General features: G+C 64.2%; 24 protein-coding genes. 7 read left to right on the top strand and 17 right to left on the bottom strand.

The annotated features are described in order from the left end of the window. Window positions 1-334: 334 nt before the first annotated feature. The 4 genes from LK540_RS14610 to LK540_RS14625 all read right to left on the bottom strand — a co-directional run bounded on the left by LK540_RS14610 (window position 335) and on the right by LK540_RS14625 (window position 3,592). Window positions 335-916 carry a TerD family protein gene (locus tag LK540_RS14610; RefSeq protein ID WP_229438020.1) on the bottom strand — a complete coding sequence of 194 codons (582 nt, stop codon included), beginning with the start codon at window positions 914-916 and terminating at the stop codon, window positions 335-337. A 16-nt stretch (window positions 917-932) separates the two neighbouring features. After that, window positions 933-1,628 (bottom strand): TIGR00266 family protein, encoded by a 696-nt coding sequence (locus LK540_RS14615; RefSeq protein ID WP_229438021.1) that lies wholly within the window; start codon window positions 1,626-1,628, stop codon window positions 933-935. 57 nt (window positions 1,629-1,685) lie between these two features. After that, window positions 1,686-2,261 carry a TerD family protein gene (locus tag LK540_RS14620; protein WP_229438022.1) on the bottom strand — a complete coding sequence of 192 codons (576 nt, stop codon included), beginning with the start codon at window positions 2,259-2,261 and terminating at the stop codon, window positions 1,686-1,688. Between the two features lie 263 nt (window positions 2,262-2,524). Continuing rightward, the gene (locus LK540_RS14625) at window positions 2,525-3,592 is read right to left on the bottom strand and encodes a DUF475 domain-containing protein (RefSeq protein WP_229438023.1); all 1,068 of its coding nucleotides are present in this window, start codon (window positions 3,590-3,592) and stop codon (window positions 2,525-2,527) included. A 106-nt stretch (window positions 3,593-3,698) separates the two neighbouring features. Here LK540_RS14625 and nhaR point away from each other — a divergent pair, with 106 nt between their 5' ends. The 4 genes from nhaR to LK540_RS14645 are packed head-to-tail and all read left to right on the top strand — an operon-like array spanning window position 3,699 to window position 8,430. Continuing rightward, on the top strand, window positions 3,699-4,607 hold the full coding sequence (gene nhaR / locus LK540_RS14630) for a transcriptional activator NhaR (RefSeq protein ID WP_229438024.1): 909 nt from the start codon (window positions 3,699-3,701) through the stop codon (window positions 4,605-4,607). Window positions 4,608-4,654: 47 nt separating this feature from the next. Beyond that, window positions 4,655-6,001: a hemolysin family protein gene (locus LK540_RS14635; RefSeq protein WP_229438025.1), complete on the top strand. Its 1,347-nt coding sequence runs from the start codon at window positions 4,655-4,657 to the stop codon at window positions 5,999-6,001. Between the two features lie 51 nt (window positions 6,002-6,052). Continuing rightward, window positions 6,053-6,862 carry an alpha/beta fold hydrolase gene (locus LK540_RS14640; protein ID WP_229438026.1) on the top strand — a complete coding sequence of 270 codons (810 nt, stop codon included), beginning with the start codon at window positions 6,053-6,055 and terminating at the stop codon, window positions 6,860-6,862. Then, entirely contained in the window at window positions 6,859-8,430 is a 1,572-nt protein-coding gene (locus tag LK540_RS14645) for an ATP-binding protein (RefSeq protein WP_229438027.1), read from the top strand. The genes LK540_RS14640 and LK540_RS14645 overlap by 4 nt, the downstream gene beginning before the upstream one ends. Window positions 8,431-8,444: 14 nt before the next feature. On the opposite strand, the gene LK540_RS14650 is transcribed toward LK540_RS14645, so the two are convergent. The 6 genes from LK540_RS14650 to LK540_RS14675 are packed head-to-tail and all read right to left on the bottom strand — an operon-like array spanning window position 8,445 to window position 13,556. Continuing rightward, window positions 8,445-9,521 carry an AI-2E family transporter gene (locus tag LK540_RS14650; protein ID WP_229438028.1) on the bottom strand — a complete coding sequence of 359 codons (1,077 nt, stop codon included), beginning with the start codon at window positions 9,519-9,521 and terminating at the stop codon, window positions 8,445-8,447. Between the two features lie 29 nt (window positions 9,522-9,550). Further along, the gene (locus tag LK540_RS14655; protein ID WP_229438029.1) at window positions 9,551-10,135 is read right to left on the bottom strand and encodes an SCO family protein; all 585 of its coding nucleotides are present in this window, start codon (window positions 10,133-10,135) and stop codon (window positions 9,551-9,553) included. Between the two features lie 2 nt (window positions 10,136-10,137). Next, a complete protein-coding gene (gene cyoE / locus LK540_RS14660; RefSeq protein ID WP_229438030.1) occupies window positions 10,138-11,028 on the bottom strand; it encodes a heme o synthase in 891 nt (296 codons plus the stop codon). Then, the gene (locus tag LK540_RS14665; RefSeq protein ID WP_229438031.1) at window positions 11,025-12,173 is read right to left on the bottom strand and encodes a heme A synthase; all 1,149 of its coding nucleotides are present in this window, start codon (window positions 12,171-12,173) and stop codon (window positions 11,025-11,027) included. The genes cyoE and LK540_RS14665 overlap by 4 nt, the downstream gene beginning before the upstream one ends. An 8-nt stretch (window positions 12,174-12,181) precedes the next feature. Then, on the bottom strand, window positions 12,182-12,808 hold the full coding sequence (locus LK540_RS14670; RefSeq protein WP_229438032.1) for a cytochrome C oxidase subunit I: 627 nt from the start codon (window positions 12,806-12,808) through the stop codon (window positions 12,182-12,184). After that, window positions 12,786-13,556 carry an SURF1 family protein gene (locus LK540_RS14675; RefSeq protein WP_229438033.1) on the bottom strand — a complete coding sequence of 257 codons (771 nt, stop codon included), beginning with the start codon at window positions 13,554-13,556 and terminating at the stop codon, window positions 12,786-12,788. The genes LK540_RS14670 and LK540_RS14675 overlap by 23 nt, the downstream gene beginning before the upstream one ends. Before the next feature lie 35 nt (window positions 13,557-13,591). On the opposite strand from LK540_RS14675, the gene LK540_RS14680 reads away from it, so the two are divergent. Then, the gene (locus LK540_RS14680) at window positions 13,592-13,792 is read left to right on the top strand and encodes a twin transmembrane helix small protein (RefSeq protein WP_229438034.1); all 201 of its coding nucleotides are present in this window, start codon (window positions 13,592-13,594) and stop codon (window positions 13,790-13,792) included. A 68-nt stretch (window positions 13,793-13,860) separates the two neighbouring features. Here LK540_RS14680 and LK540_RS14685 read toward each other — a convergent pair whose 3' ends face one another. From LK540_RS14685 to LK540_RS14715, 7 genes are all read right to left on the bottom strand, one after another. Further along, window positions 13,861-14,718, bottom strand: coding sequence for a cytochrome c oxidase subunit 3 (locus LK540_RS14685; protein WP_229438035.1), 858 nt, complete (start codon window positions 14,716-14,718; stop codon window positions 13,861-13,863). A gap of 73 nt (window positions 14,719-14,791) precedes the next feature. Then, window positions 14,792-15,004 (bottom strand): DUF2970 domain-containing protein, encoded by a 213-nt coding sequence (locus tag LK540_RS14690; RefSeq protein ID WP_229438036.1) that lies wholly within the window; start codon window positions 15,002-15,004, stop codon window positions 14,792-14,794. Continuing rightward, window positions 15,001-15,555, bottom strand: coding sequence for a cytochrome c oxidase assembly protein (locus tag LK540_RS14695; protein WP_229438037.1), 555 nt, complete (start codon window positions 15,553-15,555; stop codon window positions 15,001-15,003). Before LK540_RS14695 ends, LK540_RS14690 begins: the two co-directional genes overlap by 4 nt. Before the next feature lie 4 nt (window positions 15,556-15,559). Then, window positions 15,560-15,673 (bottom strand): cytochrome oxidase small assembly protein, encoded by a 114-nt coding sequence (locus LK540_RS14700; protein ID WP_229438038.1) that lies wholly within the window; start codon window positions 15,671-15,673, stop codon window positions 15,560-15,562. Further along, complete coding sequence (gene ctaD / locus LK540_RS14705; protein WP_229438039.1) at window positions 15,673-17,274, bottom strand: cytochrome c oxidase subunit I; 1,602 nt, start codon at window positions 17,272-17,274, stop codon at window positions 15,673-15,675. Before ctaD ends, LK540_RS14700 begins: the two co-directional genes overlap by 1 nt. An 18-nt stretch (window positions 17,275-17,292) precedes the next feature. After that, window positions 17,293-18,483: a cytochrome c oxidase subunit II gene (gene coxB / locus LK540_RS14710; RefSeq protein WP_229438040.1), complete on the bottom strand. Its 1,191-nt coding sequence runs from the start codon at window positions 18,481-18,483 to the stop codon at window positions 17,293-17,295. 361 nt (window positions 18,484-18,844) lie between these two features. Beyond that, entirely contained in the window at window positions 18,845-19,762 is a 918-nt protein-coding gene (locus LK540_RS14715) for a methyltransferase domain-containing protein (RefSeq protein WP_229438041.1), read from the bottom strand. Between the two features lie 62 nt (window positions 19,763-19,824). Between LK540_RS14715 and LK540_RS14720 the strand changes: the two genes are divergently transcribed. Next, window positions 19,825-20,571 carry a ComF family protein gene (locus tag LK540_RS14720; protein WP_229438042.1) on the top strand — a complete coding sequence of 249 codons (747 nt, stop codon included), beginning with the start codon at window positions 19,825-19,827 and terminating at the stop codon, window positions 20,569-20,571. Window positions 20,572-20,588: 17 nt separating this feature from the next. After that, window positions 20,589-21,059, top strand: a complete 471-nt coding sequence (gene trmL / locus LK540_RS14725; protein WP_229438043.1) for a tRNA (uridine(34)/cytosine(34)/5-carboxymethylaminomethyluridine(34)-2'-O)-methyltransferase TrmL — start codon at window positions 20,589-20,591, stop codon at window positions 21,057-21,059. The last annotated feature ends 176 nt before the right edge of the window (window positions 21,060-21,235 follow it).

Consider the following 21,235-nt stretch of genomic DNA (forward strand, 5'->3'; position numbering starts at 1 on the left):
CATGTCAATATGAAATATCAGCAGATCTTGTCTTAGGTACGCGCCCTCAACGTAGGGTGGGCACTCCGTGCCCACGCGGTTACGTGCGTGGCTGGAGGACATGTGCGGGGAGGTATCGCTCGCGGTGCATGCAACGGCCGATACAGCATCTGGCCGGGCTTGAGGATTGGGGGCGAGAGGTCGCGGCTAACGTAGAAAGGAGACGCACGTACCGCGTGGGCACGGAGTGCCCACCCTACGGGAAACGCTGCGTCCAACTGCAGATAGCGCTGCAGCACAGGCGAAAAAAAACCGGGGCATCGGCCCCGGTTCTTGGTACTACACCACCCGCAGATTACAGATGCGGCGTAATCGACGGCATCAGATCGTCAAACGTACGCCCGCTGGCGTTCTCGCCGATCGCGTGCATCTTCCACTCGCCGTTGTGGCGGTACAGCTTGGCCATCACCTGCGCGGTGTGGGCGCCCTGCACCGACAGGTCATAGCGCGCCACTTCCTTGTTGCCCGACGCATCGACCAGGCGGCAGTAGGCATTCTGCACCTGCGAGAAATTCTGGCCGGTGAAGCTGTTCACCGTGAACACCAGCGACTTCACGTTTGCAGGCACGGCGGACAGATCGACGTTGATCTGCTCGTCGTCGCCATCGCCGGCGCCGGTGCGGTTGTCGCCGGTGTGGACAATGCTGCCGTCCTTGCTCTTCAACTGGCGGAACCAGACCACGTCGACCGGGCGGTTCGATTCGTCGAACATCACCACCGAGGCGTCGAGGTCGACGCTTTCGGTCTTGCTGCCGAAGCCGAGGAAGCCCTTGGTCTTGATGGCGTCCCAGCCCAGGCCCATGGTGACACGGGTGAGTGCACCGCCGCCCTCTTTCGAGAGCGAGATTTTCTGGCCTTTTTGCAGACTGACTGACATTGTGTTGCTCCTTTAATTATTTACCGGGGGTTTGCATCCAGGCCTTGAAGGCGGTGCGGTTACGCGAACACACGTAGACCTTGCCCTTGCCCGAAAAGCGCAGGACCATCCCCTCGCCACTGGTTTGGCTGTTGATCAGGTTACCCAGGAAGCCGCCGCTGGTGCCGGTCGTGATCGAGATCTCATAGCGCAGCGTGCTGTCCCAGCACACCACGTGCGAGTTGTCGATGATCGCATCCTTGCCCGGTTCCACTTCCAGCATCGACATCGACCCGAAGCCCGACACCACCACCTGGCCCTGCCCCGTCGTCTCGGTGACGAAGAAGCCGCCGCTGTTGGCGAACAGCGCATTGCCGATGCTCTGGGTGCGCACCTTCAGGTCCACGCCCGAGCTGGCGGCGACAAAGGCGCCGTCGCTGATGATGTAGTGGTTCGGACCGCAGTCGACGATCTGCATCGCGCCCGGCAGGGTCGGCGACAGCAGGCAGTCGCCGTCGCCGCGCGCGGCTTCGATGTGCTGCTGGAAGAAGGATTCGCCGTTGGCGAAGGTGCGCATCAGTGCGCTGCCGAGCCCGCCCTTCATCTTGCCTTTCAGGTCGAGCGTCGATTCCATCATCACCATCGCGTCGGATTCGCAATAGATGGTCTCGCCCTTCCTCATCGACACGTGCAGGAAGGGGTCGACATCCCCGGTCACGGTAAAAGTTGGCATTGCTAGACTTCCTTTCATGGTGCGGCCCCGGTCGTGGGACCGCGAACCTGTTTTTGATTAAACGTTGACGCCGTAGTTCTTGGCGAGTGGCCCCAGGCCGCCCTGGAAGCCTTGGCCAATGGCGCGGAATTTCCAGTCGGCGCCGTTACGATACACCTCGCCGAAGATCATTGCCGCTTCGGTCGAGCCGTCTTCCGACAAATCGTAGCGGGCGATTTCCGCGTCGCCGTTGGCGTTGATGCAGCGGATGAAGGCCTTGCCGACCATGCCGAAGTTCTGGCGGCGTGCGTCGGCGTCGTGGATGGTCACGGCCAGCACGATCTTGTCGACGTCGGCCGGCACCTTGGTCAGGTCGACCGACACGGTTTCGTCGTCGCCTTCGCCGGCGCCGGTGGTGTTGTCGCCCGAGTGGACGACCGAGCCGTCGGCCGACTTCAGGTTGTTGTAGAAGATGAAGTCGGCGTCGGAACGCACCTTGCCGGACGAGTTCAGCAGGAAGACGGCGCCGTCGAGGTCGAAGCCGGCGCCATCGGTGGCGCGGGTATCCCAGCCGAGGCCGACCTTCAGGTTGGTCAGGCCAGGGGCTTCTTTCGACAGGTTGACGTTGCCGCCTTTTTGCAGACTGATTGCCATGATGTGTTTCTCCTAAAGTTGAGGACTACTTTTTTGAACACCGGGTTATACGCGCAGCGAGCTGGTGTTCTGCCGCTCGCCGGGCGGTTCTGTGCGGCGTGGCCGCGTTAATCTGTAACGCTGTGCTACTGGTGAGACAGCGTGAACACAGGTGTCCACCCTACAACTGCGGGGGTTTCGTAGGGTGGACACCTGTGTCCACGCGGTACAACTTTTCCGCTATCGAGACGGTGGCAACCAACCGCCACCGTCCCCTCCCACGATCAAGCCAACTGCTTCGCTTCCGCCGCTTCCAGCGCGGCATGCTTCTTCTTGTACCGGATCGACGACCACAGCGAGGCGACAATGAAGGCCACACCCGTCAGGCCGGTGATCAGCTCAGGCACATGCACATGCATACTCACCAGCATGATCACGGCCAGGATACCGATCGCATAGTGCGCGCCGTGCTCCAGGTAGACGAACTCGTCCAGCGTGCCCTTGCGGACCAGGTACACCGTCATCGAACGCACGAACATCGCACCGATCGCCAGGCCCAGCATGATGATCACGACATCCGAGGTGATCGCAAACGCGCCGATCACGCCGTCGAAGGAGAACGATGCGTCCAGCACTTCGAGGTACAGGAAGCCGCCGATACCGCCGCGCTTGACCATGTCGCCCACGTTGCTGCTCTCATCGGACTCGCTCTTTTCCAGCAGGCTGCTGATCATGTCCACGCCGACGTAGACCAGAATGCCCCAGATACCTGCGACCAGGACAATCATCCTTTGGCCGGCATCAACGAAGGTCGATGCGAACAGCAGCGAAGCCAGGGCCACCATCACCGAGATCGACGAGACCTTGCCCAGTGCGCCGAGCTTTTTCTCGAAGTTGCCCAGCCAGTGGGTTTCCTTTTCATCGTCCAGCAGGAAGTTCAGGAAGACCAGCAGCAGGAACATGCCGCCAAAGGCTGCCACTTCCGCATGGTGCGCCGTCAGGTGGCCGGAGAAGGCCTTCGGATCGGTCAGCGCCAGGTTCCAGACTTCGGTGGCACCCAGGTCGGCCGCCACGGCCACGATCACCAACGGGAACACCAGGCGCATGCCGAACACGGCAATGATCATGCCCAGGCCCAGGAACAGCTTCAGCCAGAATTCATCCCAGCCCTTCAGCACGGACGCATTCACGACCGCATTGTCGAACGACAGCGACACCTCCATGATCGACAGGATGGCGGCAACGCCCACCGCCGTCAGCATGCCGGACATGCCGCCATGGTCGTAACCCCACCAGGCCGCGAGGCCCATACAGATGACTGTAACGAGGAAAGATCCCCGGAAATGCTTCATGTTGTTATCCCTTCTATGTGAAAGTTGATACAACGCAGTGTAGAGCTGGACGCCTCATAGAAAAAGCGAAGATAATCGAAGTATTACTTCGGAAAAACGGAAGAGTATGAAAAACACCGTCACCAATTTCCGTCACCTGCACTATTTCTGGGTGGTGGCCAAGGAAGGCAGCATCACGCGCGCCGCCGAGCGCCTGGGCCTGGCGGTGCAGACCGTCAGCAGCCAGATTACCCTGCTCGAGCAGGCCGTGGGAAAATCATTGTTCACCCAGCAAGGCCGACGCTTGACCCTGACCGAAGCCGGCCGCCTGGCACTGGGCTACGCCGACCAGATCTTCCTGCTGGGCGAGCAGATGCAGGAAGCGCTGGACGGCGCCGGCAATCTGCGCACGCGCCTGACGGTGGGCATCGCCGACTCGCTGCCGAAGCTGACCGCGTTCCGCTTACTGGAAGTGACCACCCAGCTGAGCACGCCGGTGCGCCTGGTCTGCTACGAAGACCAGCACGACGCTCTGCTGGCCGACCTGGCCCTGCACAAGCTCGACGTGGTGCTGACCGACCACCCGCTGGCTACCGGCAGCACCCTGCGCGTGTTTTCCCACCTGCTGTTCGAAAGCGAGATGCTGGTGGTCGGCACCAAGGCACTGGCCGCGCAATGGGGCACGAATTTCCCGCAAGGCCTGAAAGGCGCGCCGTTCCTGCTGCCTACGCGCAATAATGCCCTGCGTGGCCGGATCGACGCCTGGCTCGACGTGCACGGCGTGCAGCCCGACGTGGTCGGCGAGTTCGAAGACAACGCCCTGCTGAACACCTTCGGCCGGCGCGGACTCGGGCTGTTCTTCGCCCCGGCGGCGCTGGCCGCCGACCTGGCCGAGCAGCTCGAAGCCGCGGTCGTGGGCCGCGTGCCGGGCGTGCGCGAGCAGTTCTATGCGATCTCGAACGAGCGCAAGATCCAGCACCCGGCCGTCGAAGCCATCCTTGCTGCCGTGCATGAAGGAATGCTCGGCGCCGCTTGAGTTGTACAATGCACATCGGCTACGCCTTTTATTCACTCACCTTTTATATGGAAAATATTTTATTTGTCGTTCTGGCGCTGTTTCTCGTTGCACTGAACGGCTTCTTCGTGGCGGCGGAATTCGGCATCGTCACCCTGCGCAAGACGCGCGTACGGGCAATTGCCAAGACCACCGGCCTGCGCGGCAGCATCCTCTCGAAAGTCCACGGCCAGCTCGACGCCTACCTGTCGGCCTGCCAGCTGGGCATCACCCTGGCTTCCCTCGGCCTGGGCTGGGTCGGCGAACCGGCCTTTGCCAGCCTGCTCGAACCCGTGTTCGCCTTTGTCGGCGTCACGTCCGAGAAACTGATCCACGGTATTTCCTTCGTCATCGCCTTCAGCGTCATCTCCTTCCTGCACATCGTGGTCGGCGAACTGGCGCCGAAATCGCTGGCGATCCGCATTCCCGAGTCCGTCGCGCTGTGGTGCGCCCTGCCGCTCTACGGTTTCTACTGGGCCATGTACCCCTTCATCTTCGTGCTCAATGCCAGCGCCAACATGGTGCTGCGCCTGGCCGGCCTGTCCGGCGCCGGCAGCCACGACACGCATTACTCGACCGAGGAACTGAAGCTGATCCTGCGCACGAATACCAGCACCGGCAAGGAAAAGTTCACCCACGACGAGCGCCACATCCTGGCGCAGTCGCTGGAATTCTCGGAAATGGCCGTGTCCGACCTGATGCGCCCGATTAACGAAGTCATCGCCCTGCACGAAGACCTGTCGATCGAGGAAAACCTGGACACCGTGCGCCGCAACCGCTTCTCGCGCTATCCCTACTTCGACGAAGAAGGCGAGGAAGTGCTGGGCGTGATCCACCTGAAGGATCTGTTCTTCGCCCAGCAGTCGGGCAAGGACATCGCCGACCTCTCGCAGTTCCTGCGCCCGGTCGAGACGATCTCGGCGCGCACGCCGGCCCAGGACATCTTCCGCCGCTTCCGCACCGGCGCCCCGCACTTCGCCCTGATCGGCGAAAAAGGCAAGCGCCCGGTCGGCTTCATCACGCTCGACAATCTGCTGGGCGCGATGGTCGGCGAGATCCGCGACGAATTCCGCCTCAACGAAAACGACTGGCTGCCCCAGGCCGACGGCACCTACATCGGCAAGGCCAGCCTGCCGATCTATTCGCTCGAGCGCCTGCTCGGCATCGACATCGACAACGAAGAGATGGGCCTGGACGACGTCGAATCCGTCGGCGGCCTGTTGATGGCGAAGCTGGGCGACATTCCGAAGCAGGGCCAGCGCATCGAATTCCCGAAATTCGACGTGGTGGTGAAGAAGACGAACGGTCCGCGCATCCTGCTGGTGAAAGTCATTCCGCGCCTGGAACGCGGCGAGGACGAGGACGAGCACAACTGACGTTATAATCGTTCCATCCGCCCGTCAGCGATTTCCCAGTTCGAGCAACGCATGAGTGTCCGCCAGCGCAACAACGTCACGGTCTCCGGCCGCGGCGCCACCACCGTGGTCTTCCTGCACGGCTTCGGCTGCGACCAGGCGGTCTGGCGCTTCCTGTCGCCCGCCTTTGAAGAACGCTACCGCATCGTCGCCTTCGACCTGGTCGGCAGCGGCAATTCCGCCCTCTCGGCCTACAGCCGCAGCAAGTACGGCACCCTGCAAGGCTATGTCGACGACTTGCTGGAAGTGATGGACGAGTTCGCCGACGGCCCGGTGATCTTCATCGGGCATTCGGTCAGCGCCATTACCGGCATGCTGGCCGGTATCCAGGCGCCCGGGCGCTTCCTGGCGCAGATCATGCTGTCGCCCTCGCCCTGCTACATCGGCAACGACGACTACCGCGGCGGCTTCACCCGCCACGACATCGACGAGCTGCTCGAGACCATGGACGCCAATTACCTCGGCTGGTCGAGCAACGTGGCGCCGGTCATCATGGGCGCGCCCGACCAGCCGCAACTGACGGCCGAGCTGGAAAGCAAGTTCTGCCGCAACGACCCGGACATCGCGCGCCACTTCGCCCGCGTCGGCTTCCTGGCCGACCATCGCGCCGACCTGCCGCGCGTGCGCGTACCGACCCTGATCGTGCAGGCCAGCGACGACGCCCTGGCCCCGCTCGAAGTGGGCGACTACATGCACCGCCACATGCCGGGCAGCCAGCTGCAGGTCATCCGCAACATCGGCCATTGCCCGCACATGAGCGCGCCCGAGGAAAGCGCGCGCGTCGCCCTCGCCTTCCTCGACGCCGTGGAGGCCCGCGCTTGAGCGGCCTGCCCGACGACGCCTCCCTTTACCAGCAGGCCCCCTGCGGCCTGCTCGTCACCGACGCCGCCGGCCTGATCCTGCGCGTGAATGCCACCCTCTGCCGCTGGCTGGGCTATTCGCAGGCGGCGCTGGTGAACAAGGTGAGGATCCAGGACCGGCTGCCGGTCGGCGCCCGCATCTTCCACCAGACCCATTGCCTGCCGATCCTGCAGGTGCAGGGCTCGGTCGGCCAGCTGCAGATGGAAATCCGCGATGCCGGCGGCCAGCGCGTCCCGGTGCTGGTGAGCATCGGGCGCCGCACCGTGGACGGCCGCATCTTCGACGAATGGTCGCTGCAGGCCATGAACGAGCGCCGCTCCTACGAGCGCGAACTGCTGGCCGCGCGCAAGACCGCCGAGCAGGCCCTCGACGCGCGCCTGGAAGCCGAAGCCCAGCTGCGCAGCCTGAACGAAGAACTGTCGGACGCCGACCGCCGCAAGGACGAATTCCTGGCCACGCTCTCGCACGAACTGCGCAACCCGCTGGCGCCGATGCGCAGCGCGCTCGAGGTGCTCAAGCTCGGCCCGGCGCGCCCGCCGCGCGAAAACCAGCTACTGGACGTGTTCGACCGCCAGCTGCGCCACATGGCGCACCTGGTCGACGACCTGATGGAAGTGTCGCGCATCACCCAGAACCGCATGGAACTGCGGCGCGAGCCGGTGGCGCTGGCCGACGTGGTGCACGCGGCGGTGGACGACGTCGGCAACATGATGCGCGCGGCCTCGCACACCCTCGACGTGCACCTCGAGGCGCAGGGCGTGGTGGTCGATGCCGACCCGACCCGCCTGGGCCAGGTGCTGGTGAACCTGCTGACGAACGCCTGCAAGTACACGCCGAACGGCGGCATCGTCTCGCTCACCCTGCGCGTCGAGAACGAGCAGGCCGTGATCGCCGTGCGCGACAACGGCATCGGCATTCCCGAGCATGCGCTGGGGACGATCTTCGGCATGTTCTCGCAGCTGGAACCGGCGCTGCAGCGGGCCAAGGGCGGCCTGGGCATCGGCCTGGCCCTGGTGCGCGGCATCGTCGCCCTGCACGGCGGCACCGTGGAAGCCTGGAGCGCCGGCGAGGGCCTGGGCAGCACCTTCACGGTACGCCTGCCGCTGGCACCGGTCCAGGGCAAGCCCGATAGCGCCGGCAACCTTCAGGACACGGTGGCGCCCACAAGCGTGCTGGTAGTCGACGACAACGTCGACGCCGCCGAGATGCTGGCAATGTTCCTGTCGATGAGCGGCTGCACGCCGCAGACCGTGCACACGGCGACCGCCGCGCTGAACCTGCTGGAAACCTTCCAGCCGCAGGTGGCGCTGCTCGACATCGGCTTGCCGGACCTGACCGGCTACGAGCTGGCGCGCCGCATCCGCCTGCTGCCCGGCGGCGAAGACATGCTGCTGATCGCCGCCACCGGCTGGGGCCAGGCCAGCGACCGCCAGCTGGCCTTCGAAGCCGGGTTCGACCACCACCTCACCAAGCCGATCGACTTCGACCGCCTGCGCGCGCTGCTGGCCGAACCGAAGCGGCCGGGTTGACCACGGCCGCCGGCCTACTCCGTCACCTGCTCGTTATTCGCCCGCACGATTGGATCGCGCGTGCCGGTCCACTCGCTCATCAGCGAGTAGCCCACCGCCAGCAGCACCGGCCCGATGAACATGCCGACGAAGCCGAAGGCAATCACACCGCCCAGCACACCGAGCAGGGTGAGCAGGAAAGGCAGGCTGGTTCCGCGGCTGATCAGCATCGGCCGCACCACGTTGTCGACGCCGCTGATCAGGACCGTGCCCCAGATCACCATGAACACGCCCCAGCCCGTCTCGCCCTGGGAAAACAGCCAGACCGCGGCGCTGCCCCAGACGATCGGCGGGCCGACCGGGATCAGCGACAGCACGAACACCAGCACCGACAGCAGCGGCACCGCCGGCACCCCGGCGATGAAGAAACCGATCGCGGCCACCAGGCCCTGGGCCAGCGCCGTGCCCAGCAGGCCGTACATCACGCCGCGCGTGGTCTGGCTGACGGTGTCGGACACCGATTCGGCGCCCTCGCCCATCACCTTGGCCATCGCGACGGCGATCACGGCGATCAGGGACTTGCCGTCGCGGTAGAGGAAGAAGCTGACGAATGCGGCCAGGCTCATCTGCACGACGCCGGTGCCGAGCATCAGGCCGCCGGCCAGCAGCCAGTGGCGCGCCGGCTCGATCATGCGCTGGGCCAGGGCCAGCATCTGCTCGCGGCTGGCCACGAGTTCGCGCAGGTAGGCGTCGATCGTATCGCCAAGAAAAGGAATCTCCCTGATCCACGCCGGCGGCAGCAGCTCGCCGTGTTCCAGCGCATTGCGCATCTGGCCGAAGGTGGTGGCGACGTCGTCGGCCAGGTTGTAGGCGACGATCGCCAGCGGGATGATGACCAGCAGGGTCAGCGACAGCGTCATGGTCAGCGCCGCCGGCGTGCGCCGCCCATGCATGGCCGTGAGCAGGCGCAGGTACAGGGGCCAGGAGGAAATGACGACGGCGGCCGCGAACAGGATCGCCGGCAGGAAGGGCTTGAGGACGTACAAACAGCCCAGCGTGAGCAGGACGACGGTGGCGATGCGGGCGTAGTTTCTACCTGAACGTGGTTCCATGCCGTTCCTGCTCGAGGGTTGTCTTTACATCATAGCAGTTGGCGCAGATCGTGAACAATCGGCGCCGGGCCGCCGCCATGGCGCACGAACAGGCGGATGCGGCCTTCCTTGTCGAACACGTAGCTGCCGGCCGTGTGGTCGACCGTGTAATTGTCCGGCGTGCTGCCGGGAACCTTGGACACGAAGACCTTGAATTCCTTGGCCGTCGCCGCCGTCTGCTCCGGCGTGCCACGCAGGCCGATGAAGCGCTTGTCAAAGGCCGGCACGTAATGGGCCAGCACTTCCTGGGTATCGCGCTCCGGGTCCAGCGTCACGAACAGCACCTGCACGTCGTTCGAGGACGGGCCGAGTTCCTTCATGACGGCGGCCATCTCGGCCATCGTGGTCGGGCAGACGTCCGGGCATTGCGTATAGCCGAAGAACAGCACCACCAGCTTGCCGCGGAAGTCGGCCAGGGTACGCGGCTGGCCGGTGTGGTCGGTCAGCGAGAAACCCTTGGCGTAGTCGAGCCCGGTAAGGTCGGTGTTCTTGAATGCCGGCGGCGACGACAGTTTGTCGCAGCCGGCAAGGAGCAGCGCGGTGGCGAGCAGCGCCAGGGACAGCAGTTTTTTCATCGTCAGAACCTGAAGTAATGGTCGACCAGCAGCGCCGCGAACAGCAGCGACAGGTACAACACCGAGTAGGCAAAGGCCTTGCGCGCCACCTGGTCGGTATAGTGCTTGTGCACGCGCCAGGCATGGCGCAGGAATTCGGCGTTCAGGATGACGGCGGCCACCAGGTAGATCAGGCCGCTCATGCGCACCGCGTACGGCAGCAGGGTCGTGGCGGCCAGCGCCAGCGAATACAGCCACACCTGCTGGCCGGTATACGCCATGCCGTGGGTGATCGGCAGCATCGGCAGGCCCGAGCGCGCGTAATCCTCGCGCCGGTACATGGCCAGCGCCCAGAAGTGCGGCGGGGTCCACACGAAGATGATCAACACCAGCAGCCAGGCCTGCATCGGCACTTCGTTGGCGACCGCCGCCCAGCCCAGCGCCGGCGGCATTGCGCCCGACAGGCCGCCGATGACGATGTTCTGCGGCGTGGCCGGCTTCAGGTAGATGGTGTAGATGACGGCGTAGCCGACGAAGGTGACGAAGGTCAGCCACATCGTCAGCGCATTCACGAAGGCGTACAGCACCCACATGCCCAGGCCGCCGATGATGGCGGAAAACACCAGGGTCTGGTTACGCGTGAGTTCGCCGCGCGCGGTGGCGCGCCGTGCGGTGCGGGCCATGCGCGCGTCGATCTCGGCCTCGATCAGGCAGTTCACGGCAAAGGCGGCGCCGGCCAGCAGCCAGATGCCGATCGTGCCGGCGATCAGGATGCGCCAGCCGGGGAAGCCGTCGGTGGCGAGGAACATGCCGATCACGGCGCAGAAAACGGCGAGCTGGGTGACCCGGGGCTTGGTGAGCGTCCAGTACTGGGCGATGCGGCTGGTCGGTTGGAGAGCGGTAGAGGTGGTCATCGATACGAGTTCGCAGGGACGTCCGCATTCGCGGGGCTGCGCTGCGACACTTCGAGAAGGTACTTGACCTTGTAGTTTAACATGGTCACCGTCAGTACGAGGAGAGCCGCCCCTGCGTTATGCAACACGGCAATAGCAAGAGGGAAATCAAAGAACACCGTTGCCACACCCGTGAACAATTGTGCAAGCAGGATGGCGGCGATCAGTTTGCCGGTCTTGCGCAGCTGCGGCTGGCGCATCGCGCGCCAGGCGGCCAGGCCGAGCACGAGGGCCACGATCACCGCGAAATTCCGGTGCACCCAGTGAATCGCCACCAGCGCCGAGAACTGCAGGTAGTGACCGGCGGCGGTCTTGCCGAGTTCGCGCCACAGCGTGAAGCCGTGCTCGAAGTCCATCTCGGGGATGAACTTGCCGTCGCACAGGGGGAACTCGTCGCAGGCCAGGGTGGCGTAGTTAGTGCTCACCCACCCGCCGAGTGCGATCTGCACGACCAGTACCACGGCGGCCACCAAGGCCAGCGTGCGCAGTCCCTTCAAGCTGGCGATGTCGCGGCTCGGGGCCGGCGGCTTCATCAGGTAATCCTCGCGTCCGCCCAGCCAGACCAGCATGGCCAGCAGCGCCATGCCCAGCAGCAGGTGGATGGTGACGATCACCGGCTGCAGCTTCAGCGTTACGGTCCAGGCGCCAAACGCGCCCTGCACGCAGACGAACAGGAACAGCGCCACCGGCATGGCCGGCTTGAAGGCGTCCTGCTTCGTCTTGCGCCACTGGCGGATGGCCTGGAACATCAGCGCCATGATCAGCACGCCGATGCCCATCGCCAAGTAGCGGTGGATCATTTCGATCCAGGCTTTCACTTTCGTGACCGGACCGGTCGGCATCAGCGCCTCGGCGGCGGCGATCTGTTCGTGGGCGATGAAGGGATTCGCGGCGCCATAGCAGCCCGGCCAGTCCGGGCAGCCCAGGCCGGAATCGGTCAGGCGGGTAAAGCCGCCGAACACGATCAGGTCGAAGGTGAGGAAGGCCATCACCCACACGAGCTTGCGGTACTTGTTGGCGTCGGACGACAGCCAGACCATGGTGAGCGGAATACTGGCAACGAACAGGCCCATCAGGGCCAACTGGAACAGGGTAGACGGGTGCATACTTCTTTCTAGCCGATGGCCGAGGCGCGTAGCAGCTTGGCGATGTCCTTGTGGACGCGCGCCGGCTCGGGGTTCTTCGGGAAACGCATCATGAGGTTGCTGCGCGGGTCGACCAGGAAGATGTGGTCCTCGACTTTGCCGCCCTGGTCCAGCGGCAGCCATTTGCCGAGTTCTTCCGGTTTCACGCGCAGGATGTGCATGTCGTCGTACATGCGGATCAGCATGGTGTCGATGGGTTGCTGGTCGGTGACCAGCCAGACGCGCTCGACGCGGTCCATGTTCTTGCCCTGCATGGTGCGCAGCTGGCGCATCGCATAGATCTGGTTTTGGCACGCCTTGTCGCAGGCGCCGCCGCCGACCTTCACCATGATCCATTTGCCGGCGTAGTTTTCCAGCGTTTCCGGGCGGCCGTCGAGCGTGGTGCTGCTCAGCTTCGGCATCGGGTGGGTGCGCTGGTCGATCAGGGTGCCGTAGTTGGTGCGCCCTTCCGGCTTGATCACGTAATAGCTCAGGTAAGAAGCCATCAGCGGTGCGGCGCAGACCAGCAGCACGGCAAACAATTTCCAACGGCCGCTGCGGCGTTGGCGCACGGTGGCGTCTTCGCGCACCGGCTTACTCAACTTGTTTTCTTCCACTGCGAAATCCTGTGATCACAAAAAATAAGGCCGCCATTGCCGCCAGCGCATACCACTGGACGGCATAGCCGCGGTGCTTGGCTATGCCGGTATCCGGCGCCGGCCAGTCGCGCACGATGGGGTCGCCCGCCGCCTGCGGCCCGGTCTGCTGGACAAGGAAGGGCTCCAGGCGCAGCCCGCTGGCGCGCGCCATATCGCTCACTTCCAGGTTCTGGACGATCGCGCCCGGTTTCACGGGCGCCGCCGTCCCCAGCTGCATCACGTGCCCCGCCCCGGCAACCACGATCCCTTCCACCGTGGTCGTCCCGGCCGGCGTGGCATAGTCGGGCACGCGCCCATACTCGCGCGGATCGCGCGGCAACCACCCGCGCAGCACCAGCACGTTGCGGTCCGAACCCGCTATTTTAAACGGCATCGCCAGATAAAACCCGGCCCTGCCCGCATGCGGCCGGTTGTCGAGGAAAACCGGCCATGTTGGTACGAACTCGCCGGTAACCCTGATACGGCGATATTCCGTAGGGTGGGCCGGGCCGCGCAAGGCACTTGTGCCCACGCGGTCGTCCTGTTGCGCACCACCACCGGCTCCCAAAATAATGGGTGCCTGCATCCCACGTTCACGCAACTGCGCCGCCACCGCAATCTTCTCTTCCGCCCGCCTCGTCTGCCAATTCCCCAACGCGATCCCGATAGCCACGACAACAACGGTCGCCAACAACGGAATCCCCCGAAACCTGAACCTTAAACGCATTACAATGAATTCCTTCCCGATCCTGCGTGCCGACCATGAAAATCTTCGTTGCCATCGCCTTCATCCTGATCATCGCCAGCCTCGGCTCGGCGCTGTTCTTCCTCATGAAGGACAAGGGCCGCAGCAACCGCACGGTGCAGGCGCTGGCGATGCGGGTCGGCCTGTCGATCACCCTCTTCCTGATCCTGCTCGGCTCCTACAAGATGGGCTGGATCGCCCCGACCGGCATCCGCTGATCCACAAACAAAACGGGGACAGCCGCGCCAAGGCGACTGTCCCCGATATCAGCTTGAACTAGCCAGCCTTACAGCCAGTACACGACAACGTACAGGCCCAGCCACACCACGTCGACGAAGTGCCAGTACCAGGCCGCGCCTTCGAAACCGAAGTGGTTATCGGAAGTAAAGTGCCCGCGCAGCACGCGGTACAGCACCACCGACAGCATGATCGCGCCCATGGTCACGTGGAAGCCGTGGAAACCGGTGAGCATGAAGAAGGTCGAGCCGTAGATGCCCGAGGTCAGCTTGAGGTTCAGTTCCTGGTAGGCGTGGATGTATTCGTAGGCCTGGAAGCCCATGAAGATCGCACCCAGCAGGATGGTGGCGAACAGGAACACGGCCGTATTGCGGCGGTGGCCGGCGCGCAGCGCGTGGTGCGAAATCGTCAGCGTCACGCCCGACAGCAGCAGCAGCGCGGTGTTGATCGTCGGGATGGGGAACGGCCCCATGGTGTTGAAGGTGTCCACCGTGCCGGCCGGGCCGATGTTGCCCCAGTGGGCGGCAAAGTCGGGCCACAGGATCTTGTGGTCGAGGTCGGCCAGCCAGGGCATGGAGATCACGCGGGCATAGAACAGCGCGCCGAAGAAGGCGGCAAAGAACATGACCTCGGAGAAGATAAACCAGCTCATCGACCAGCGGTAGGACGAGTCGATGCGCTTGCTGTACTGGCCACTTTCCGACTCGCCGATGGCGTCGCCGAACCAGAAATACAGCACGGTCAGCATGGCCACGATGCCGGCCAGGCAGACCGCCGGCCCCCAGGCGGCGCTGTTGACCCAGCCCGAAGCGCCGGCCATGGTCACCAGCATCGAAATGCCGCCGGCCATCGGCCACATCGAAGGGCCGGGCACGAAATAGTGCGGCGCGGTTTTTGACACACTCATCTTCATCTCCTAAATCATTCTTCTAATACGTTGAATTGCGAAGCTTGAAAAACGTTGTACCTGTTATTGCCGTTTACTGCGATACCGCGAACCGCACCACCATGACCAGCACCCCGATGAAGATCGCCACCCCGATCAGCGCCGCCAGAATCACGTGGAAGGGATTCAGGTTGGCCGCGTCGTGCTCGTAGTCGCGGCGCTTGCGCACCCCGAAGAAGGACCAGAACACCGCCTTCATCGAGGCCGCGAACGAAGACTTGCGTGGCTCGCCTGGCACCTGCGTCATTTCGCCGCCACCGCCCCGGCGATTTCAAAGAAGGTGTACGACAGCGTGATGTTCTTCACTTCCTTCGGCAGCGCCGGGTCGATGAAGAATACCACCGGCATCTGGCGCGCCTCGTTTGGCTGCATCATCTGCTCGCGGAAGCAGAAGCACTCGACTTTCTTGAAATGCGGCGTGGCCGATTGCGGCGCATAACTCGGAATCGCCTGCGCCTTGACCGCCCTGCCCTGCGTGTTCACCACCTCATAAGTGACGGTGGCCAGCTCGCCCGGATGCACCTGGATGCTGCGCTGGGTCGGGCGGAAGCGCCACGGCCCCTGGGCATTGCCGTCGAGCTCGATGGTGACCGTGCGCGTCAGGTCCACCTGCGTGTTCGCCGGGCGCTCGACCGTGCCGTCCTTCTGCGTCAGCACGTTCACGCCCAGCACCTCGCAGATCTGGCGGTACACCGGAATCAGCGCATAGCCGAAGCCGAACATCACCACCGCCACCACCACCAGTTTCTTGAAGGTGGAGCGGTTCAGGCGCAGGCGCGTGCTTTCGTCGTAGGCCATGGGCTTACAGCCAGAGCCGCTTGAGGATCACCGAGGCGAAGAAGAACAAGGCGATCGCTCCCAAAATAAGGGCAATGCGCAGGTTCCCCTTCTGCGGCGGCTTGCGTTGGGCATTCATCATTTCACCAGCGGCGGGTTTTCGAAGGTGTGGAACGGCGCCGGGCTCGGCACGGTCCACTCCAGGCCCTCGGCGCCTTCCCATGGTTTCGCTTCCGCTTTCGCGCCGCCACGGATGGTCGGCAGCACGACGGCGAACAGGAAGTACACCTGCGACAGGCCGAAACCGAAGGCGCCGATCGACACCAGCATGTTCCAGTCGGTGAACACGCCGTTGTAGTCGGCGTAGCGGCGCGGCATGCCGGCCAGGCCCAGGAAGTGCATCGGGAAGAAGGTGATGTTGAAGGTGACCAGCGACAGCCAGAAGTGCATCTTGCCGCGGCCTTCCGGATACATGTGGCCGGTCCACTTCGGCGCCCAGTAATAGAAGCCGGCGAACAGCGCGAACAGCGAACCGGCCACCAGCACATAGTGGAAGTGGGCCACCACGTAATACGTGTCGTGCACCTGGATGTCGATCGGGGTCACGGCCAGGATCAGGCCGGTGAAGCCGCCCATGGTGAAGACGAAGATGAAGCCGACCGCGAACAGCATCGGGGTCTCGAAGGTCATCGAGCCGCGCCACATGGTAGCCACCCAGTTGAACACCTTCACGCCGGTCGGCACCGCGATCAGCATGGTGGCGTACATGAAGAACAGCTGCGAGGTCACCGGCATGCCGGTGGTGAACATGTGGTGGGCCCAGACGATGAACGACAGCACCGCGATCGAGGCGGTGGCGTAGACCATAGAGGCATAGCCGAACAGTGGTTTGCGCGCGAATGCCGGGATGATCTGCGACACGATGCCAAAGGCCGGCAGAATCATGATGTAGACCTCGGGGTGGCCGAAGAACCAGAAGATGTGCTGGTACATCACCGGGTCGCCGCCGCCGGCCGCGTTGAAGAACGAGGTGCCGAAGTGGCGGTCGGTCAGGGTCATGGTGATCGCGCCGGCGAGCACAGGCATCACGGCGATCAGCAGGAAGGCGGTGATCAGCCAGGTCCAGCAGAACATCGGCATCTTCATCAGCGTCATGCCGGGCGCGCGCATGTTGAGGATGGTGACGATGATGTTGATCGAGCCCATGATCGACGAGGCGCCCATGATGTGCATGGCGAAGATCGCCATGTCCATGCCCGGGCCCATCTGCGTCGATAGCGGCGCATACAGGGTCCAGCCGGCGGCAGTCGCGCCGCCCGGCGCCAGGAAGGAGCCGGCCAGCAGGATCGCCGCCGGCGGCAGCAGCCAGAACGAGAAGTTGTTCATGCGCGCAAACGCCATGTCCGACGCCCCCACCTGCAGCGGGATCATCCAGTTGGCGAAGCCGACGAATGCCGGCATGATCGCGCCGAACACCATCACCAGGCCGTGCATGGTGGTCAATTGGTTGAAGAACTCGGGGCGGAAGAACTGCAGGCCGGGCTGGAACAGCTCGGTGCGGATCATCAGCGCCAGCACGCCGCCCGAGAGCAGCATGACGAACGAGAACCAGAGATAGAGCGTGCCGATGTCCTTGTGGTTGGTGGCGAACAGCCAGCGCCGCAGGCCGTGCGGGTGGTCGTGGGCGTGGTCGTGGCCGTGGTGGTCGTCGTGGACGTGGTCGAGAGTGCTGGTAGTCATGTCAGTATCCTGGGAAACTTATTGCTTGCTACGTGCAGCCAGAACCTCGGCCGGTTGAACGATGTTTTCCGCGGCCTTGTTCGACCAGTTGTTACGGGTATAGGTGATGACGGCGGCGATGTCGGTGTCCGACAGCTGCGGCCACGGCGGCATGGCGCCCGGGTAGGCCGGGGTGTCCTGGCCGTGCAGCAGCACGTCGATCTGGTGGCCCCTGGCGCCGTTCACGACCGCCGAACCGTCGAGCGGCGCAAAGGTGTTCGGCAAGCCCTTGCCGTTGACCTGGTGGCAGGCGACGCAGTTGGCGGCGTACACGGCTTCGCCCTTGGTCTTCAGTTCGTCGATGGTCCAGACCTTGGTCGGATCGTCGGCCAGCGCGGCCATGCGTTTCTGTTCGCCGGCGACCCATTTGGTGTAATCCTCGGCCGAGACAACGCGCACCACGATCGGCATGAAGGCGTGGTCCTTGCCGCACAGCTCGACGCAGTTGCCGCGGTAGACGCCGACCTGGTCGGCCTTGAACCAGCCGTCGCGCACGAAACCGGGAATCGCATCCTGCTTGATGGCGAATGCCGGAATGGTCCAGGCGTGGATGACGTCGTTGGCGGTGAAGACCATGCGGATCTTCTTGCCGACCGGGACCACCATTTCGTTGTCGACTTCGAGCAGATAGTTTTCGCCGCGCGCCGCGGTGGGGGCCACGCCGGGCTCGCCGATCTGGCTGCGCGGGGTGGACAGGTTCGACAGGAAGCTGATGCCCGCGCCCTCGCCGTTCAGGTAGTCGTAGCCCCATTTCCACTGCATGCCGGTGGCCTTGATGGTGATGTCGGCGTTCGAAGTGTCCTTCAGGGCGATGACGGTCTTGGTGGCGGGCAGGGCCATGCCGATGACGATCAGGAAGGGAACGATGGTCCAGGCGATTTCGACGGTGGTCGATTCATGGAAGGTGGCGGGTTTGTGGCCGAGGTCCTTGCGGTGCTTGAACACCGAATAGAACATGACGCCGAAGACGCCGAGGAAGATGACCAGGCAGACGATCATCATCCAGTTGTGCAAGCTGTAGATATCCGCACCGACACCAGTCACGGGCGTTTGCATGTTCAACTGGTGTTCTACCGGCCGCCCTGTTATTTCCTGGGCTGCCAGCGCCGGGATGCAGGCCGATACGGCGAGACCGAGCATCAAGGCGTGAAGTCGCTTTGCATATGTCATGAATTGTCCCCAACCACCCAAAATAAGAATATTTTTAAACGGTCAGCAATTCCATGAACGAACCGCCGCCGCTCCGAAACCTTGCGCAGCAAGTGGCTCCCGGACGGCACGCGATTCTGTGGACGCGCTAGTACGATAACCGTACCGCGGCCACCAGCAAAGCAAAACACACTGTGGGGCGCGGAACTTGCTGATGCTGCTTTTTATTGTTCTATTTTCAGCGCCTTTCTGCCTGGTTTTTCAGCGAATACAGGGCTTGGGGCGAAAAAATAGTTATTGATTATACTCAAATCGCTAATTTTTATTCAAGGAAAATCCTTGCCATGCCGCATGCATGTGACGCGTGCGCGCATCAGCGGCGTCACGGCTTGCGCGGCCGGAACTGGATGATCGCCTCCCCCGCCGCCGTGGTCTTCGGCACCGGCCGGAAGGCATGCCCATAGATCACCTCGAAGCTGAGCGGAATCTTGCCGTCCGCCCCGCGCTGCGCCTCGAGCGCCGCCAGCATGCGATCCCAGGCCTTGCGGCCGACCAGCCCGCGCCGCCGCGTTGCCAGCGGATTGCCGCCGATCGCCCGCACATCCGCCAGCAGCGCCGCAGCCGTCCCATAGGTCACGGTGATGCGCTCGACATCCATCACCGGCGTCGAGAAGCCGGCTTCCACCAGCTGGTCGCCGAAGTCGTGCATGTCCACGAAGGGCAGCGTGTGCGGCGTTTCGTCGATCGCGGCAAATGCCGTGCGCAGTTCCTTGAACGTATCCGGCCCGAAGTTGGAGAACATCAGCAAGCCCTCGACCCGCAGCACGCGGCGCCACTCGGCGAACACGCGGTCGGGCTGGGGGTGCCAGTGCAGCGCCAGGTTCGACCACACCAGGTCGAGCGAGTTCGGGCCGAACGGCAGGGTGCCGAAGTCGCCGCAAACGAGGTCGACGCCGGTCTTGGCCGGCATCAAGCGGCTGAGCATGGAGCCGAGCGAACGCGGCGCCGGCGCGGGCGTACCGGCCTGCGCCAGCATGCCGGGTACGGCATCGAGCCCGACGATGTGGGCAGCCGGGTAGGTTTTCTGCAGCACGGCCAGGTCCGGCCCCGTGCCGCAGCCGGCGTCGAGCACGCGCTGGGGCACGATCTTCACCAGCGACAGGCGCTCGTGCATGCGGCTGGCGATCTCGCGGCGCAGGAAGTCGGCCGGCGCCACACGGGCTGGATCGGCGAACAGGGCGCGCACGCGTTCCTGGTCGATCGGCGCGCTCATTTTCGACGGTGATTGGGGAGATGCCATGGTTCTATTGCGTTCAAATGAGATAATGGCGGGAGTGTACATGTTTGTAGGGAGTCGAGCCGATGACCGGGCGCCTGCGACTGTGGAGCTACCGCTGGCCGCATGCGTTGATGAATGCGCTGCTGCCCTGTTCCTGCGCGCTGTGCGGCGAAACCGCCGGCGCCGTCGTCTGCCTGCCCTGCCAGCGGGACCATGCGGCCCCGGGCGGCGCGCGCTGCCCCTGCTGCGCCAATCCGCTCGGCGCCCATGAAGTGGCCGGCCAGCGCTGCGCCGGCTGCATCGCCGCGGCGCCGGCGTTCGACGCCACGCTGGCCGCCGCCGATTACGCCGCGCCGCTCGATTCCCTGGTGCTGCGCCTGAAGTTCGGCGCCCAGCTGCCGCTCGCGCCCTGGTTCGCGGCGCGCATGGTCGACGCCGTGCTGGCCCAGCCCGGCTGGCCCTTGCCCGAGCTGCTGTGTCCGGTGCCGCTGGGGCCGCGCCGCCTGGTCGAGCGCGGCTTCAACCAGGCGCTGGAAATTGCCCGGCCGCTGTCCGCAGCGCTCGGCGTGCCCTTGCAGCCGCGCCTGCTGGTGCGTGCCGTCGACACGGCCGCCCAGTCCGGCGTGGCGCCGAGCGAACGCGCAGGCAATATTCATGGCGCTTTCGAGGTTGCCAACGATGCGCTGGGAAAGATACAGGGCCGCCACATCGGCGTCGTCGACGACGTCATGACCAGCGGCCACACATTGAATGAAATCGCGGCCACGCTGAAGCGGGCCGGCGCGGCGCGCGTGTCGAATCTCGTATTCGCACGCACCCCGCCTCACTAATATTGAAGGAGAAGCACTTGTTCCACGTCGTCCTGGTCGAACCCGAAATCCCGCCGAATACGGGCAACGTCATCCGCCTGTGCGCCAACACCGGCGTGCAGCTGCACCTGGTCGAACCGCTCGGCTTCCCGCTCGACGACGCCAAGATGCGCCGCGCCGGCCTCGACTACCACGACTACGCGACCATGAAGGTGCACAAGAACTGGGACGCCTTCCTGGCCGATACCCAAGCCGACCCGTCGCGCATGTTCGCCATGACCACCCACGGCTCCTCGCCGTTTGCGAAAGTCGACTTCAAGCCGGGCGACGTGTTCGTGTTCGGCGCCGAATCGCGCGGCCTGGATCCGGCCCTGCGCGAAAGCTTCCCGCCCGCCCAGCGCATCCGCCTGCCGATGATGCCCGACAACCGCAGCCTGAACCTGTCGAACACGGTCGCCGTGGTGGTGTACGAAGCCTGGCGCCAGAACGGCTACGCCGGCGGCGCCTGAACAGCGGGGGGCAGGCGTTCGGCCCGAATCCGGGCGGTACAGCCGAGGCCGTGTCCGAATGTCAGACCTGAGGTGATCCGGATATCCTGGACAGTTATTTAGGCACACGGTATGCAGCGTCGACGGCGGCAGGCGTTTGGTAGCCCAAGGTCTGATGTAACCGCCGCGTATTGTAG

This window comes from Massilia sp. IC2-278, from assembly GCF_020708045.1.
Taxonomy (GTDB): domain Bacteria; phylum Pseudomonadota; class Gammaproteobacteria; order Burkholderiales; family Burkholderiaceae_D; genus Telluria.

Coding starts and splice junctions, on each gene's coding strand:
- LK540_RS14610 (WP_229438020.1), bottom strand. CDS start 916: ATGTCAGTCAGTCTGCAAAAAGGCCAGAAAATCTCGCTCTCGAAAGAG.
- LK540_RS14615 (WP_229438021.1), bottom strand. CDS start 1,628: ATGCCAACTTTTACCGTGACCGGGGATGTCGACCCCTTCCTGCACGTG.
- LK540_RS14620 (WP_229438022.1), bottom strand. CDS start 2,261: ATGGCAATCAGTCTGCAAAAAGGCGGCAACGTCAACCTGTCGAAAGAA.
- LK540_RS14625 (WP_229438023.1), bottom strand. CDS start 3,592: ATGAAGCATTTCCGGGGATCTTTCCTCGTTACAGTCATCTGTATGGGC.
- nhaR (WP_229438024.1), top strand. CDS start 3,699: ATGAAAAACACCGTCACCAATTTCCGTCACCTGCACTATTTCTGGGTG.
- LK540_RS14635 (WP_229438025.1), top strand. CDS start 4,655: ATGGAAAATATTTTATTTGTCGTTCTGGCGCTGTTTCTCGTTGCACTG.
- LK540_RS14640 (WP_229438026.1), top strand. CDS start 6,053: ATGAGTGTCCGCCAGCGCAACAACGTCACGGTCTCCGGCCGCGGCGCC.
- LK540_RS14650 (WP_229438028.1), bottom strand. CDS start 9,521: ATGGAACCACGTTCAGGTAGAAACTACGCCCGCATCGCCACCGTCGTC.
- LK540_RS14655 (WP_229438029.1), bottom strand. CDS start 10,135: ATGAAAAAACTGCTGTCCCTGGCGCTGCTCGCCACCGCGCTGCTCCTT.
- cyoE (WP_229438030.1), bottom strand. CDS start 11,028: ATGACCACCTCTACCGCTCTCCAACCGACCAGCCGCATCGCCCAGTAC.
- LK540_RS14665 (WP_229438031.1), bottom strand. CDS start 12,173: ATGCACCCGTCTACCCTGTTCCAGTTGGCCCTGATGGGCCTGTTCGTT.
- LK540_RS14675 (WP_229438033.1), bottom strand. CDS start 13,556: ATGCGTTTAAGGTTCAGGTTTCGGGGGATTCCGTTGTTGGCGACCGTT.
- LK540_RS14680 (WP_229438034.1), top strand. CDS start 13,592: ATGAAAATCTTCGTTGCCATCGCCTTCATCCTGATCATCGCCAGCCTC.
- LK540_RS14685 (WP_229438035.1), bottom strand. CDS start 14,718: ATGAGTGTGTCAAAAACCGCGCCGCACTATTTCGTGCCCGGCCCTTCG.
- LK540_RS14690 (WP_229438036.1), bottom strand. CDS start 15,004: ATGACGCAGGTGCCAGGCGAGCCACGCAAGTCTTCGTTCGCGGCCTCG.
- LK540_RS14695 (WP_229438037.1), bottom strand. CDS start 15,555: ATGGCCTACGACGAAAGCACGCGCCTGCGCCTGAACCGCTCCACCTTC.
- LK540_RS14700 (WP_229438038.1), bottom strand. CDS start 15,673: ATGAATGCCCAACGCAAGCCGCCGCAGAAGGGGAACCTGCGCATTGCC.
- ctaD (WP_229438039.1), bottom strand. CDS start 17,274: ATGACTACCAGCACTCTCGACCACGTCCACGACGACCACCACGGCCAC.
- coxB (WP_229438040.1), bottom strand. CDS start 18,483: ATGACATATGCAAAGCGACTTCACGCCTTGATGCTCGGTCTCGCCGTA.
- LK540_RS14715 (WP_229438041.1), bottom strand. CDS start 19,762: ATGGCATCTCCCCAATCACCGTCGAAAATGAGCGCGCCGATCGACCAG.
- LK540_RS14720 (WP_229438042.1), top strand. CDS start 19,825: ATGACCGGGCGCCTGCGACTGTGGAGCTACCGCTGGCCGCATGCGTTG.